Source organism: Chromobacterium sp. S0633, assembly GCF_024158805.1.
GTDB lineage: Bacteria > Pseudomonadota > Gammaproteobacteria > Burkholderiales > Chromobacteriaceae > Chromobacterium.
In genome coordinates, this window is record NZ_JAMZGH010000047.1 from 34,790 (window position 1) to 50,707 (window position 15,918).

A 15,918-nucleotide genomic window follows, 5' to 3' on the forward strand; every position below is an offset into this window, starting at 1 on the left:
TCTTGGGTCCTGTTAGATGAAGTGTTCAATTGAATGGCTGCTCAGACCCATTCCGCTATTGCTGTGGCTGGCCGGGGCGTTCCCGACGGCGTCGCTGGCGGAGACCGGGGCGCGCGACGCGCCCGGCGAGGGCGTGCAGTTTGACCTGGGCGTGTTGAAGGCGAGCGGCATCGATCCCGGCGTGGCGGAATACTTCAGTCTGGGCGCGCGCTTTGCGCCGGGCAGGAATCGGGTGTCCTTATTTGTCAACGGCGCCGGTCGCGGCGGCGCCGAGGTGAGCATAGACGAGGGCGGCCGCCTGTGCGTCGACGACGGATTCTGGACGGCAGCCGGCTTGCTGCCCGCGGACGGCCAACCGCCGGCGGAGGCTGGCTGCCGCGAGCTGACGGCTTTTTATCCGCAGGCGGTGGTCAAGCTGCGGCCGGAGCTGGCGCGGGTGGACATCCTGGCGCCCAGCGGCGCCTTGCGGCGCGAGCAGGAGCCACTGGGCGGCTACGACAGCGGCGGCACGGCCGGCCTGTTCAATTACGAGGTGCTGGCCATGCGCAGCAGCGGAGGCGGGCGGAGCCAGCAGTATCTGCAAGGTTTCACGGAAATCGGCTTCAATTGGCGGGACTGGATGGTGCGCAGCCGGCAAAGCTTCGCGCGCAACGAGGCGAGCAATCGTTTCCAGTATCTGTACAGCTATGCGCAGAAGACCCTGGTGGACAGCAAGGCCATCCTGCAAGTGGGCGAGTTGTCGCTGAACAACCCCCTGTTTGCCGGCGTGAATTTCTCCGGCGCGCAGTGGCTGCCGCAAGGGGCCTTGCTGCCGCGCGGCAATCAGCCGCAGGTCAGGGGCATCGCCCAGAGCGAGGCCCGGGTGGAGGTGAGGCAGGCCGGCGCTTTGGTGTACAGCACGCTGGTGCCGCCCGGCGCTTTCGAATTAAACGATGTGCCCATCCTGTCGGCGGGCTTCGATCTGAATGTCACCGTCACCGAAAGCGATGGCGGCCAGCACGCCTTCACCGTGCCGGCGGCGGCGTTTTTCGCCAGCCCGGGCGGCGACGTCGAGGGCTTCAATATGGCGGCGGGCAAGATGCGTCAGTTTGGCGGCCAGGACGGCGACACGCCGTGGTTGTTCTCCGGCAGCCGCAGTTGGCGGCTGGGCCGGGAACTGGACCTCAGCCTGGGCGGCCTGTGGTCCGAACGCTTTCATTCCGTCGGCGGGGCCTTGTCTTATCTGTTGAGCCCCGGGCTTGTGGCCGGCATGCGCGCGGTGGCCTCCCGCGACGGCGAGGCGGGGCGGAGCGGCGCGCAATACAGCGCGTCCTTGAGCGCGAGCTGGGGCGAGCGCCTGTCGGGCGCGTTGAACCTGAGCCGGCAGAGCGTCCACTTTCGCACGCTGTCGGATTACGCGGCTCGTCAACAAGAGGCGTCGGCCGCGCTGACGCAGTACGGCCTGTCCTTGTCCTACCACCATGAACTCATGGGCGCGTTCAGCCTGGGCGCGACCCGCTCGCATCACGGCGGCGACGCCTCGCAGCGCTTGAACGGCGGCTGGTCGCGGCGGATGTGGGGCGCCAATGTCTCTTTGAACGTGGGCCGAGATTTGAGTCGGGGCGCGGGCGCGCATCGCAATCAGTTTTACTTGAACGTGGATCTGCCGCTGGAGCGCGCCAGCCTGAGCGCGTATCTGCAACGCTATGGCCAAAGCCAAATTTTGGGGACCAGCTACCGCGAAGTCGTCAGCGACAGCTTGAATTACGGCGTGGCGGTGGATCGCGACGCGGACCGGAACAGCACCGGCTTCAACGGCAATCTGCACTGGATTCCGCGTTACGCCCAGCTGGGTTTGGGCATGAGCCAGCGCGGCGGCGCGCAGTCGTACAACGCCAGCCTGCGCGGCGGCGCGCTGCTGCATGAGGGCGGACTGACCTTCTCTCCCTATCCGCTGCGCGACAGCGTCGGGGTGCTGTCGGTGGGCGGCTTGCCCGGCGTGAAGTTCAGCACGCCCAGCGGCCCGGTGTGGAGCGATGGCGACGGCCATGCGGTATTGGCCAATCTGAACGCTTACGCCGATACCCGAGTGGAACTGCAGACGCCTAGCCTGCCGCGCAATGCGGACGTGGCGAACGGCTTGAAAGTGGTGCGCGCCGGACATGGCTCGGTCAGCCGGGCGGAGTTCTCGGTGCTCAAGACCCAGCGCTTGCTGATCCAGATCGCGGCGGAGGACGGCGAGGCCTTGGCGTCCGGCCTGAGCGTGGTGGATGGGGAAGGGCGTTTCATCACGCTCACCGGGAGCGGGGGCGAGGTGTTTCTGGATCAGGCGACCGCGCGGAACGGGCTGTATGTGGAGTCTCCGCCGAGGCGGCGCTGTCGCTTGGACTATGTCTTGCCGGACGAAGACGCTTCAGCCTTGTACCAAACCGTCAGGGCGCGCTGCGCTCCGGGTTCGCTGCTTGAAGCGGACGCGTCGGAGCGCGGCGCCGGAGACCGAGGAGTTGAGGGATGAGCATGGGGAAATGGGTTTTGATGGCGCTGACGGCCTTGAGCGCCGGCGCGGCGGCCGAGGAAGGGCCGTGCGCGTTGAGCTTGAGCACGCCCAATCTGGACTATGGCGTGCTGCCCTTGGCCGCCTTGCGAGAGGGCTTCGGCCGGGGTGAGCCGGGGGGCGGTCTAGAGGCGCGGACCTTGAGTTTGCAGGCCGTTTGCGAAGGGCCCCGGGCTTTGGCCCTGCGTTTCAACGGCCCGGCGGCGGACGCAGCCTCGTTCCGCTTCGGGCCTCAGGGCGCGGTGCGCCTGATCTTGCGCGCGGCGACGCTGGATGGCCGCGACGCCTATTTTCGCGTGGAGGGGGAGAGCGGCGGCGAGCGCCTGCGCTCGGCCCCGCTACGCCCCGGCCAACTGGTGCGGGTGTATCCGGACAGCGGCGGCGGGACGGGGCGGGCCTTGCGCTTGGAGCTGGAAGTCCAGCCGCTCTTGCCGGCCGGCGCGACGCATGTCCGCGAGCGGGAGCGCTGGCGGATGGACGGCGTGTTCGAACTGCAGGCCTCCGCCGCGGAATGAAGCGCCGGCCTCAGTCGCGCAGCGCGCGCAGCCAGTCCAGCCGTTGCCGCCAGATCACCGGCGCGGCGCTGAGCAGGTGCAGGGTGGCCAGGATGTTGAGCGCGGCGGTGGCCAGCAGCAGGATGGCGATGCTGTCGTAAAGCTTCAGCGCCAGCGCGCTGCCGATGGCGGCGGCCACCATGTAGAAGCCGTTGGCGATATTGTTGGCGGCCACGGCCTGAGAGCGGAAATCGTCCGGGCTGGCGGTTTGCAGCCAGGTGTACAGCGGCACGGTGAAGAAGCCGCCGAAGAAGCCCAGCAGCGCCACGTCGACCATATTGCGCCAGCTGCCGGCGCGGGCCAGGTAATCGGCCAGGCCGATCAGCTCGCCGCGGTAGTGCGGCAGCGCGGACAGCGCCAGATCGCCGCCGAACAGCGTCATGCCGACGCTGCCCACCAGCACCATGCCCAATTGCAGTTTGCCTTGCGACAGCTTGGCGCACACCACCGAACCCAGGCCGATGCCGATGGAGAACAAGGCCAGCAGCAGGGTGTAGACGGCGGCGTCCCCGCCCAGGTGCAGGCGGGTGAAGGTGGGCAGCTGGGTGGTGTAGACCGCGCCCATCAGCCAGAACCAGGAAATGCCGAGGATGGCGCAGCGCACGTCGCGGAGGCGCCAGGCGTCGCGCATCAGCAGCACGGAGTCTTTGAGGAAGTTGAAGGACAGCTTCAGCTGCGGCGCGCCGGGCCGGGCCGGCGGCATTTCGCGGCTGGCGCCGTAACCCAGCACGGCGGTGGCCAGCAAGGTGGCGGTGATCAGCAGCGGGCCGCCGGTGGTCAGCATGCTGCCGCCGATCTGGCCGATCAGGATGGCGAGAAAAGTGCCCATCTCGATCAGGCCGTTGCCGCCCACCAGTTCTTGTTCTTTCAGATATTGCGGCAGCACCGAGTATTTGAGCGGGCCGAAAAAGGCGGAGTGGGCGCCCATCAGGAACAGCGCGGAAAGCAAGAGGCCGGCGGAGTGCAGGAAGAAGCCGGTTCCGGCCAGCAGCATGATGGCGATCTCGGCCAGCTTGATCCAGCGGGCGATGGCGGCCTTGTCGTGGCGCTCCGACAATTTGCCGGCGGTGGCGGAAAACAGGAAAAAGGGCAGGATGAACACGCCGGCGGCCAGATTGACCAGTTGTTCCGGCGGCAGCCCGGCCAGGCTGAGTCCGTGAAAGCTGATCAGCACCACGATGGCGGTTTTCAGCAGATTGTCGTTGAAGGCGCCCAGGAACTGGGTGCCGAACAGCGGGAAGAAGCGCCGGGTGGCGAAGAAGGAAAAGCCTGCTTTCACGGGGATGCCGATCTTGTGTCATGAGCCGGAAACGCATGCTAGCGGATTCGCGCCGGCCTGTCAGCCGAGCGGCGGCGGGTTTTCCGTATAATGCGGCGCATGAAGCTACGTCTGTGTTGTTGCCTATTGATCTGCCACGCGGCCTGGGCCGGCGAGCTGTCGTCGCGGCTGGACGCCGCCTTGGCCGAATCGCGGCCGGCGCGGTCTTTGGCGCTGACGCGGATTCAGTCGCTGGACGAGGGGCTGATCGCGCCGGCGTCGTTGCAGCCGGCCTGGTCCCGCTACAGTCTGCGCGCCTTGCGGCAGCTGGAGGCGCACGAGCGCCGCTGCGAGGGGGATCTGTCTGCCCTGCCGGCGCTGTGGCGGGATTTCGAACGTCGGCGCTGCGCGGACGGACGTCTGCCGGACGACTGGCTGCGTCTGCATCCGGTTCATCCCTTGGGCGGCAGCAGCGCCGTGCACTGGCGGCAGGGCCGGCCGCGGGCGGCGGCGGCGGACTGGCTGCATGTGCGCGAACGCGACGACGATCTGGGGCTGTTGGGCGGGCTGTCTGACGACAATCTGGACGCCTTGCTGGCCGGCGCGCGTTGGCTGTGGCAGGACGGCGCGCTGTGGCGGCTGCGGGACGGCCAATGGCGGCTGTACCCGGCCGCCGCCTGGCGGGAACGGGCGGAAGCGGCCGGGGTCAGGGTGTCCGCGGCCGGCGCGGGCGCCTGCGCGGAGCGCCAGGACGGACTGTGCTTGAACCCGACGCCGGCGCCGGCCTGGCCCTGGCGGGCTTTACTGGCGGGCCTCGCCGGGCTGGCGCTGGCCGCCGGCGGCTGGCTGGCCTGGCAGCGGCGGCGCCTGGAACGGGAGCGGCGTTTCGCCTTGCAGATGCTTACTCATGAATTGCGCACCCCCATCGCCGGCCTGGCCGGCGTGGTGGAGGGGCTGCGCCGGGATTTCGACCGCCTGCCGGATTCCGCTCAAGATCAGTTCGGACATTTGGCCGGCGGCGTCAGCCGCCTGCGTCAGTTGGCCGAAGCCAGCCGCCATTACTTGTCCGCCGAACGTCTGGACGAAGGGCGGCAAGCGGTGCGGCTGGCGGAATGGCTGGACGCGATCGCGGAGCGGCATCAGGCCGCGTTTTGTCTGAACGAGGACGCGACCGTGCTGTTGCCGGCCTATTGGCTGGGCTTGTGCCTGGACAATTTGCTGGCCAACGCGCGCCGGCATGGCCGGCCGCCCTGGCGCGTGCAGGCAGATTGGGACGGCCGCAATTTGACGCTGACGGTGTGCGACGGCGGCCGCCTGAGGGATTACCGGCTGCGCCGACTGGCGCGGCGCGACGGCGGCGGCGAGGGCATGGGGCTGGGTCTGGCCATCGTCCGGCGGGTGCTGAAGCGGCTGGGCGGCCGGTTGAGCCTGTCCGGGCCGCCCACGCGCTTTAGCTTGCAACTGCCCGTCAAGCGGGCGCCGCGACAGGATTCCCCGCGATGAACACCTTGCTCTTGATTGAAGACGACGCAACGCTGGGCGACGGCCTGAGCCGCTTTCTGGAGGACGCGGGTTATCGCTGCCTGTGGCTGCGGCGGGCGGAGGATGCGGCCGCGCAGTGGCTGCGCGCCGATCTGGTCATCCTGGACCGCAGCCTGCCGGACGGCGACAGCCTGCGGCATTTGCCCGGCTGGCTGGCGCAGAAAGCCTTGCCGGTGATCGTGCTGACGGCGCGGGTGGAGGTGGGCGACCGGGTGGCCGGGCTAGAGGCGGGCGCGCGCGACTATCTGAGCAAGCCTTTCGCCCATGCCGAGTTGCTGGCGCGGATTCGCGCCCAGTTGCGGCCTTTGGGCGACGGCAGTCTGAGCCTGGGGGCCTTGAGCCTGCAGCCGGCCAGGCAATCGGCGAACTGGCAAGGACGGGAGGTGGCGTTGACGCGCACCGAGTTCGAACTGCTGGCGTTGTTGGCGCGCATGGCCGGACGAGTGATGAGCCGCGACGAATTGCTGAATCAGGTCTGGGGTTACGACAGCTTTCCGTCCACGCGCACCGTGGACACTCACATCCTGCAATTGCGGCAGAAGCTGCCCGGCATCGCCATCAAAACCGTGCGCGGCGTCGGCTACCGTTTGGAGAAGAACTGATGCTGCGCGCATGGTGTTTGTGGCTGGCGCTGGCCGCGCCGGCCGTCGCGGATCCGCTGGCGGCCTTGAACCGCGCCTTGCTGGGCGCGGACGACGCGGCCGCCTGGCAGGCGCTGTCCGAGAGCTGGCCGGCCTTGCGCAGCCAGGCGCAGCGGCAAGCCTGGGCGCAGGCCTTGGCGGCGCTGAGCGCCGAGCACTGCGGCAAGGACGCGCCGCTAACGCTGCCGGCCTGGCTGCCGCAGCTGACGCTGGAGCTGGCGCAGCGCGACATGCCGCTGGCGCGCGCCTACCGGGTGGTGCTGAGCGGCCGCGGCGCGCTGGAGGACGCCCGGCTATTGGACGTTCAGGGGCATGATCTGCTGCGCGGCGGCTTGCTGGAGCGGGAAGACGGCCAAGGCTTCCGCCTGGAAAGCGCGGACCTGAGCCGGCCGCTGGCGGCGGGCGCTTACCGCTTGCAGCTCAGCGCCGCCGGCCGGCAATGGCAGGCCGAACTGGCCTTGCCTGAGGTGGCCAATCTGGATTGGCTGTCGCGCAGCCCGCTGGCGGTGTCGCGCTTGCCGCCGCCGCGCGCGGCCTGCGCCCAGCCCTGGCTGGAGCAATCGCTGTTGCGTCGCAGCGACTACAGCTTTGTCTGGTGGCGGCGGCGCGAGCTGGGCGAGGCGCTGCGCTGGCCGCCCGGCCGGGGCGAGTTATGGCAGAGCGTGGCCCTGGTGCGCGCGGAGGCGCGCGGCCAATTGGTGTTGAGGCTGGCGCACCGTCAGGTGGGGCCGCGCTGAAATCCTGACATTGGCCTGACAATCGGGGCGGCCTTTGCCTTTTTAATCTCTCCGTCTTGATTCCCATACGGAGAGTGCCCGCAATGCCGATATCCCCTCATTCCCTTGTTTTTGCGCTGGCGGCGATGTGTCTGCCCCTGAGCGCCTGGGCGCAGATCCGGCTGGAGAACGCGCAATGGAGGGTGGCGCTGGACCCGGCCACCCTGGCGGTGACCGCGACGCCGGCCGGACAGCCGCCGCTGACGGTGTCGAGCGGCGGCCCGGCGCGCGCGGTGGCGGATCTGAACGCGGACGCGGCCGGCGCCGCCTGGTCCTGGGAGCGCGGCCGTTATCGCTTGAGCGCGCGCCTGGACGGGCCGGACCTGACGCTGACGGTTCAGGCCGGAGCCGGCGCCGTGGAGACCGTGCCGCTGCTGCGGCAGCCGGCGGCGGCGATGGGGCGCGGCTTGCTGCTGCCCTTGGCCGAGGGCAGTTATGCGCCGGCCGGCGACCCGCTGTGGCTGGATTTCCTGCCGCGCTTCGCCGGCGACGGGCTAAACACCTCGGAAAACCTCAGCCTGCCCTTGTGGGGCATGGACTATGGCGCGAGCAGCCTGCATTGGCTGCTGCTCAATCCCTTCAACAACCGTTTGAAGGTAAGCCGGGACGGCGCCGGCCTGGGGCTGGCGCTCAGCCATGATTTCAACGCCTTGAACCGGCGGGAGCCGATGACCTTGCTCTTGCACCTGGCGGACGGGGACCTCTTGGCCGGGGCCAAGCGTTATCGGCAATGGCTGATCGGGGCGGGGCGTTTCGAAAGCCTGGCCGACAAGATGCGCGCGCAGCCGGAAACCGCCAAGCTGGTGGGCGCCAGCCATGTCTATCTATGGGGCAACGATTTGCTGGGCGCGGAGGATGTGCGCGACTGGGGACGCTGGCTGAGCTTGCTGCGCGGCGACAGCGCGCTGGCGCGGCGGCTGAGAGGGCGCTTCGACGCCGAAGCCGCCGCGGCGCTGCGGACGGCCTCGGCCCGGCCCGACGCCTACCAGCGCCGGGTGCTGTTGGCGGCCTTCAATCAGGCGGCCACGGCGGAGGCGCGCGCCGGCTGGTTGAGCGCCGCGCCGGCGTGGAACAAGCTGGCCGAGCCTTACCGCCGCCTGCGGCGCGAGGTGAGGGAAGTGTTCGGCGCGGCCTTGGGCGAGCCTGACGATTGGGGCGGCGGCTTGTCGCTCCGCACACTGCGGGCCTTGCGCGCGGCCGGCCTGGAGCGCCTGTGGCTGGGCATGGACAATTGGGAGGGCGGCTTGTGGCAGCCGCAAGCGATGAAGGCGGGCGTGCGCGCCGGCTATCTGATGGCGGCCTACGACTCCTATGAAACCGCCTTGCCGCCGGGGCAGCGCGAGGATTGGCTGACGGCGCAGCAGGGCGCCGCCGCGTACCGGAACTGCGGTATTACCTTGGCCAGCGGCCGGCGCAAGAGCGGATTCCAGCAGTCCGGCTATTACACCAACCCGGATTGCGTGCGGCCGGTCTTGCGTCAGCGCAGCCAGGCGCTGCATCAGGCGCTGGGTTTCAACAGCTGGTTTCTGGACGCCTACGCCACCGGCATGGTGTTCGACGATCATAGCCCCGGCCGGCGGACCAGCCAGGCCGGCGTGGCGGCCGGCAATGAACGCAGCATGGCCTGGGTGCGGGACCGCTTCGGCGTGCCGGTGGGTTCGGAAAACGGCAACGCCGCCACCTCGCGCGGCATCGCCTTCGCGCACGGCATGCAGGTGCCGGTGCTGGGCTGGGGCGATCCCGATCTGCAGAAAAATCCCAAATCGCCGTACTTCCTGGGCCGCTGGTTTCCGGCGAATCAGCCTGAGGTGTTTTTTCGCTCCGTGCCCCTGAAACAGCCGTATCTGAATATTTACTACCAGCCGGGCTACCGCTTGCCGCTCTACCAGGCGGCGTTCCACGACTCCATCGTCACCAGCAATCACTGGCTGTACGACAACCTGAAGTTCAGCAACGCCTATGCCGACAATCTGCTGACGCAATGGCTGTACAACACGCCGCCGCTCTGGCACCTGAGCGCGGAGAGCCTGGAGAAGCGGCTACCGCTGATGCGCTGTGCCGATCAGGTGTTCCGGCCGCTGCACCGGCAACTGGCGACCCAGGCCATGACTGGTTTTGCCTGGCTGACGCCGGACCGCTTGTCGCAACAGACCCGCTTTGCGGACGGCAGCCGCTTGACGGTGAATTTCAGCGCCGAGCCGCGGCAGCTGGAAGGACGCGAACTGGCCGGCCGGGCGATGCGGGTGCAACTGTCCGGGCAGCCGGAGCGCACGGTTTCCTTAAAGGATTGCGAGCCGGCTCCGGCCTGATGGACCGCGGTTTGGCCCGGTGTTCCGCAGGCATGAGTTAAATGCATTGATTTAATCGTCTATCTGATTTTTACACATGTCATAAAAATATCGTGCCACACAGCGCATTGGCAAAATGACAACGCGCCGCTGTAAACGCCACAGCGGCGGCCTGCGCGCCGCCATCGGGCGTAAGCCTTTGCCGGCGGCCTTTCCGGCCGCTGGCGGCGCGGCGGTTTTCATCCAGAACGCCGCCGTGGGCGGAAAGACGGTATGTGACGATTCATGATGTCGATTGACCGTCTGTAATAAATGCTCCAAGCATCGTGTCAGGCCATATGACAAATAGTCTGCGGCTGGATGATCTGCCGAAAGCGTGTCTAGAGAAGCGCGCTAAGCAGGTTAGACACATGACTGGAGAAATCATGAGAACTAGCAAGAAGAAGTTGGTGCTGGCCCTGGCCCTGGCAGGCCTGGGCGGCCAAGCCGGCAGCGTTTGGGCGGCGGAATCGAGCAGCGGCACCCTGGACCGGGTGGAAATCACCGGGTCCAACATCAAGCGCAGCATCAAGCAGGAAAAAGCGCTGCCGGTGACGGTGGTTCGCACCGAGGAAATGAGCAAGCAGGGCTTCACCACGGTGGAGCAGGTGGTGAATTCGCTGGCCAGCAACCAGTCCAGCATGGTGGGGGCTTCGTCGGTGCAGACGGTGTCGGGCGGCGCCTCCTACGCCAGCCTGCGCGGCCTGGGCTCGCAGTACACGCTGGTGCTGCTGGACGGCCGCCGCGTCGCCAGCCAGGCGATTGGCGGCTACGCCACGGATTTGAACGCCATCCCGCTGTCGGCGATTGAGCGCATCGAGGTGCTGCGTGACGGCGCCTCCGCCATCTACGGCACCGACGCCATCGGCGGCGTGATCAACTTCATCACCAAGAAAAGCTATCAGGGCGTGACGGTGGCGGGCGAGCTGGTGTCCACCGACCACAAGGGCGGCAATACCGGCAGCGCCAGCATCACCGCCGGCATCGGCGATCTGAACAAGGACGGCTACAACGTTTACGGCTCCCTGAGTTATCAGAAGCTGGACGCCATCACCACGCTGAACCGTTCCTTCGCCAACAAATACCTGACCGCGGACAATCTGAGCGGCCGGGTCTTCCCGTCCAACTTCACCTACAAGGGCAATGCCTACAACCCGACGGCGCCGAATTGCAAACCGCCGTACGCCAAGCCGATAGACGCCAACTCCTGTGGCGAGAACGCCACCCTCTACATGGACTTGACGCCGGAGGTGGAGCAACTGACCGCCTTCGCCAAGGGCACCAAGCAGATTGGGGAGCATACCCTGTCGCTGCAGTACATGGGCGCGCGCAACCTGAGCACCACGCGCATCTCGCCGGCACCGCTGGCCAAGATCGCCACCCTGAAGGCGGGCGACAAGTATTATCCGACCCATTTGCCGGACGGCACGCCCACCGACGGCAGCGATGTGGTGATCAACTCGCGCGCGGTGCCGCTGGGGCCGCGCGTGACCGAGAGCCTGTCCACCACGCAGCGGCTGGCTTTCAACGCCGAAGGCTTGCTGGCGGGCTGGGATTACCGCGGCGGGGTGGCCTACTCCGAGAACAAGACCATCATCAATTACAAATCCGGCTATGTGCACGGCGACAAGATCGCCGCCGCCTTCCAGGACGGCACCATCAACCCCTTCGGCGATTCCGCGCCGGGCGCCTGGCAGAGCGCCGAGCTGAAGGGCGACGGCTGGATCGCCAAATATCAGACGGTGATGGCGGACTTCAAGGTCAGCAAGGAGGTGTTTCAGTTGCCGGCCGGCATGGTGGCGACGGCTTTCGGCGTGGAAACCCGGCGGGAGAAGCTGGACAGCCAGATCCAGGACATCGCTCAGTTCGCGCTGGGCTCCGGCATCGCCGATTCCAAGTCCACCAGCGGCAGCCGCGGCGTGACCGCGGCCTATGTCGAAGCGGACATCCCCATCTTCAAGAACTTCGACGCCCAGCTGGCGGCGCGTTACGACCGCTACACCGACTTCGGCAGCTCCTTCAACCCCAAGATCGCCGTCAAGTATCAGCCTATCCCCCAGGTCTTGTTCCGCTCCTCGGCCAGCAAGGGCTTCCGCGCGCCGACGCTTTACGACGTGTTCACGCCCAATAGCAAGACCTATACCGCCAACAAGTTCAACGACCCCTTGCGCTGCCCGGGCGGCACGCCGGCCAACGGCGGCAACAAGGTGGACGATTGCAACACCCAGTTCGAAGCCTTGCAGGGCGGCAACAACAATTTGTCGCCGGAGAAGGCCAGCTCGCTGACCTTCGGCATCGTGATCGAGCCGATCAAGGAAATCACCGCCAGCGCGGACTTCTGGTGGACCACGGTGAAGGACACCATCGGCGCGCTGGATCCGGGCGTGATTTTCGCCGATCCGGGCAAGTACGCGGACAAGTTCGTGCGCAACCCCGACGGTTCGCTCAACCATGTGATCACCACCACCCAGAACCTGGGCACTTTGAGCGCGGCCGGCGTGGACATCAGTCTGGCTTTCCGTCTGCCCAAGATGGCTTGGGGCAATTTCGGCGTCAATCTGGACGGCACCTACACCTCCAAGTACCAGCAGCAAATGGAGCCTAAGGGCCCTTATCTGAGCTCGCTGGGCGGTTGGTATCAGAATATTCTGCAGCCGACCTTGCGCTGGAAGCACAGCCTGGCGTTCAACTGGGCCCAGGGGCCGTGGAGCGGGGTATTGGTGCAGAACTACTCGTCCGGCTACACCGACCTGAATCCCAACGATGAAGGCCATAATGTGCGCCCGTACTCCAACTGGAACCTGTCCGGCAGCTATGTGTGGGACAAGAAGCTGACCATTACCGCCGGCATCCGCAATCTGTTCGACCAGGAGCCGCCGTTTAGCAACCAGACCAAAACCTTCCAGTACGGCTTTGATCCGGTGGTGGCGGACCCGGTGGGGCGCGCCTACTTCCTGAAAGCCAGCTACAAGCTCTAAGCCTCGCCAAGGCGGTTTGATCAAGCCCCGTCGCGCCGTTTGGCGCGGCGGGGTTTTATGTTTTTGGAATGAATTTGGCTGGGGGCATGCTGCTAAGTTGGCGTGGTTTAGATTGGATATGAATGTTTTTTTACATGCCTGCCATTAAAAAAACGAATGCATAAGTTTTTGCAAAATTAGTCTAATCTGAAATTCTTGTACGAATTTGTCGTAAAAATGCAAAAAAGCAACAATGGCAAGTTGTTCTCACCATGGAAAATGACATGGAATTAGCGGCTTTCTGTAAAAGCTGCTGGCAAAAATCAGGGGCATAGTCTATTGATTTTCAAGCGCTAACATGATTTTTGCGCATTTCTCCGTCAAAAGGCGCGTTTAAACGGGGCGCCGGACGAGCAGGATCGCCCCTCAACAAATATTGACGGGGGGCAACAATCCTTAACACACTCGAAACACGGTCATGACGTTCGATTGTCGACGACCTGCAGTATCCAGCAAACGTTCGTCAGAAGCGCTGCTGGTTTCCGTGTGCAGTTAAGGAGAAATCAAGTTGAGAAGTCAAAAGAAGCAGCTAGTGCTTGCCCTGGCCATGGCCGGCATGGCGAGCCATGCGCCGTTCGCATTCGCCGCTGAGGCGAACTCCGGTCAACTGGACCGGGTGGAGATCACCGGTTCCAACATCAAGCGCAGCATCAAGCAGGAAAAGGCGCTGCCCGTCACCATTCTCAAAACCGAAGACCTGGCCAAGCAGGGTCTGACCACGGTGGAGCAGGTGGTCAACAGCATCGCCGCCAACCAGTCGTCGCAAGGGGCCAGCGCCTCGGTCGGCGCGTCCTCCGGCGGCGGCTCTTTCGCCAGCTTGCGCGGCCTGGGCAATCAATACACGCTGGTATTGCTGGACGGCCGCCGCATGGCCAATCAGGCGATTGACGGCACCTCCGCCGACCTGAACGCCATTCCGCTGTCCGCCATCGAGCGCGTGGAAGTGTTGCTGGACGGCGCCTCCGCCATCTATGGCACCGACGCCATCGGCGGCGTGATGAACTTCATCACCAAGAAGAGCTTGAAGGGCTTCAGCATCGGCGGCAGCCTGGCCAATCCGCAGCATGGCGGCGGCGATGAAAAGCGCGTCAACGCCTCCTACGGCATCGGCGACTTGAACCAGGACGGTTTCAACGTCTACGGCGCCATCGACTACCTGAAGCAGGATATGGTGATGGCGGGGCAGCGCGACTACGCCCATCAGGTCAACAAATTCACTGGTACCAGCGCTAGTGCATGGCCGGGCAATTATATCGATGGCATCACCGGCAAGTGGGTGGCGCCGTCCGCTCCGAATTGCCGCCCGCCGTTTTCCCAATACGTCAGCGACGCTAAGCAGGGTAACCGATGCTTGGAGTACTACTCCCTGTATCCCAGCATCATCCCGCAGGTGGAGCAGATTTCCGGCCTGATCAAGGCCACCAAGCGCATTGGCGACAACCACGAGCTGTCGCTGCAGTACACCCGGACCGAAACCATCACCACCGCGCAGAACGCGCCGCTGCCGACTGCCGGCGACATCACCCGCGCCAACGCTGTGGACCCGAGCAAGCGCGACAAATTGTATGTGCGCACCATTCCGCTGGGCAATCGCGAGACCGAGGCCAACTCGGTCACGCAGCGCCTGATGCTGAATATGGAAGGCCTGATCGCCGGTTGGGATTACCGCGCCGGCATCGGCCGTTCGGAAAACCTGATCAAGGAAAACCTGACCTCCGGCTACGTCAGCAAGAGCAAGATGCAGTCCGCGGTCGATAGCGGCGCTTTGGATCCGTTCGATCTGTCCGGCAATAATTTGGCAGTCTGGCGCTCGGTGGGCATGACCGGCCAGACCAAGGAAGCCAAGTCCACCATCGACATGGCCGACATCAAGGCCAGCCGCGAAGTGTTGCAGCTGCCGGCCGGCATGTTGGCGATCGCGCTGGGCGCGGAAGTGCGCCGCGAGTCCTTGAGCACGATCTACAACAAAGCGGTGACCCGCGACGCTTTGAGCACAGGCCAGGACAAGACTGAAGATTCCAGCGGCAGCCGTTCCGCCTACGCTTTCTACGGCGAGGCGGACATTCCGGTGCTGAAGAACCTGGATGTGCAACTGGCCGCGCGTTACGACCACTACAGCGATACCGATAGCTCGCTCAACCCGAAAGTCGCCTTCAAGTTCCAGCCCAGCTCGCAAGTGATGTTCCGCGGCTCGGCCAGTACCGGCTTTCGAGCTCCGTCGCTGTACAATATCTACCGACCGAACCAGTTACAGCTAACCCGTAGCTATGTTGATTATGGCGCTTGCCCTGACGGCGTGAATCCGGTACCAGGCGCGGATAGCTCGGCCTGCTCTGATATGCAGCGCAATAAGCGTATTGCGGGCAACAAGAAGCTGGAGCCGGAGAAGTCGTCCTCGCTCTCCTTTGGCATGGTGATCGAGCCGGTCAAGGACTTTACCGCCAGCGCGGATTTCTGGTGGACCATGATCAAGGGTCAGATCAATATTCTGGATGAAAGCGCCATCTTTGCCGACCCGGCCAAGTATGCGAATCGTTTTGTTCGCGACAGTAGCGGTAATCTGTCCTACATCATCGACGACTACGACAACCTGGGCAATCTGAGCACCGCTGGCGTCGACATCAAGCTGAACTGGGTATTGCCCAAGACTTCGGTTGGCACTTTCACCGCGACGTTGGACGGCACTTATCTGTCCAAGTACTCCTATCAGACCGAGAAGAACGGCCCGTATTACAGCAACCTGGGTACTTTCCAGGATGGTGGCCCCACCTTCCGCTGGCAGCACAACCTGACCCTGGGCTGGTCCTATGGTCCGTGGAGTACGATGCTGGCGCAGAACTACAAGTCCGGCTACACCGATTCCAATCCCTACCTGAAGCAGGGGCAGCCTTTCCATCAGGTAAGACCGTACTCCACCTGGAATCTGTCCGGCTCCTACGCCTGGAACAAGCAACTGACCGTGACCGCCGGCATCAAGAACCTGTTCGATCAAGAGCCGCCGTACTCCAACCAGATGACGCGCACCACGCAGCAGAACTACGATCCGCGCTTTACCGATCCGATGGGCCGTTCCTTCTTCCTCAAGGCTAATTACAAGCTCTAAGACGGCGGGAAATTGGATGGGGCGGACTGGGTCCGTCCCGTTCTCGGGCCCGGCGGCGCGCCGCCGCCGGGCGAATCAGAAGACAGTGGATATAAACATGACGAGCATCACAGCCAGAGGAATCGGCGGTCCCCCGCCCAAGCGCCGCATCGCGGGCTTGGTCGGCG

9 protein-coding genes are annotated in these 15,918 nt (G+C 65.2%); 8 read left to right on the top strand and 1 reads right to left on the bottom strand.

Annotation, left to right across the window (positions count from 1 at the left end; translation table 11 throughout):
- Nucleotides 1-16: 16 nt before the first annotated feature.
- Nucleotides 17-2,494, top strand: coding sequence for a fimbria/pilus outer membrane usher protein (locus tag NK214_RS21140; protein WP_253315421.1), 2,478 nt, complete (start codon nucleotides 17-19; stop codon nucleotides 2,492-2,494).
- A complete protein-coding gene (locus NK214_RS21145; RefSeq protein ID WP_253315422.1) occupies nucleotides 2,491-3,048 on the top strand; it encodes a hypothetical protein in 558 nt (185 codons plus the stop codon). The genes NK214_RS21140 and NK214_RS21145 overlap by 4 nt, the downstream gene beginning before the upstream one ends.
- Nucleotides 3,049-3,058: 10 nt before the next feature.
- Here the strand turns inward: NK214_RS21145 and NK214_RS21150 are convergent, their stop codons facing one another.
- A complete protein-coding gene (locus tag NK214_RS21150; protein ID WP_253315423.1) occupies nucleotides 3,059-4,366 on the bottom strand; it encodes an MFS transporter in 1,308 nt (435 codons plus the stop codon).
- Between the two features lie 99 nt (nucleotides 4,367-4,465).
- On the opposite strand from NK214_RS21150, the gene NK214_RS21155 reads away from it, so the two are divergent.
- From NK214_RS21155 to NK214_RS21180, 6 genes are all read left to right on the top strand, one after another.
- On the top strand, nucleotides 4,466-5,848 hold the full coding sequence (locus NK214_RS21155; protein WP_253315424.1) for a DUF3404 domain-containing protein: 1,383 nt from the start codon (nucleotides 4,466-4,468) through the stop codon (nucleotides 5,846-5,848).
- Nucleotides 5,845-6,489 (top strand): response regulator transcription factor, encoded by a 645-nt coding sequence (locus NK214_RS21160; protein WP_253315425.1) that lies wholly within the window; start codon nucleotides 5,845-5,847, stop codon nucleotides 6,487-6,489. Before NK214_RS21155 ends, NK214_RS21160 begins: the two co-directional genes overlap by 4 nt.
- Nucleotides 6,489-7,265: a DUF2861 family protein gene (locus NK214_RS21165; RefSeq protein ID WP_253315426.1), complete on the top strand. Its 777-nt coding sequence runs from the start codon at nucleotides 6,489-6,491 to the stop codon at nucleotides 7,263-7,265. The genes NK214_RS21160 and NK214_RS21165 overlap by 1 nt, the downstream gene beginning before the upstream one ends.
- Before the next feature lie 83 nt (nucleotides 7,266-7,348).
- Entirely contained in the window at nucleotides 7,349-9,613 is a 2,265-nt protein-coding gene (locus tag NK214_RS21170) for a glycoside hydrolase (RefSeq protein WP_253315427.1), read from the top strand.
- Nucleotides 9,614-10,017: 404 nt separating this feature from the next.
- Nucleotides 10,018-12,609 (top strand): TonB-dependent receptor, encoded by a 2,592-nt coding sequence (locus tag NK214_RS21175; protein WP_253315428.1) that lies wholly within the window; start codon nucleotides 10,018-10,020, stop codon nucleotides 12,607-12,609.
- Between the two features lie 547 nt (nucleotides 12,610-13,156).
- Nucleotides 13,157-15,751 carry a TonB-dependent siderophore receptor gene (locus tag NK214_RS21180; RefSeq protein ID WP_253315429.1) on the top strand — a complete coding sequence of 865 codons (2,595 nt, stop codon included), beginning with the start codon at nucleotides 13,157-13,159 and terminating at the stop codon, nucleotides 15,749-15,751.
- The last annotated feature ends 167 nt before the right edge of the window (nucleotides 15,752-15,918 follow it).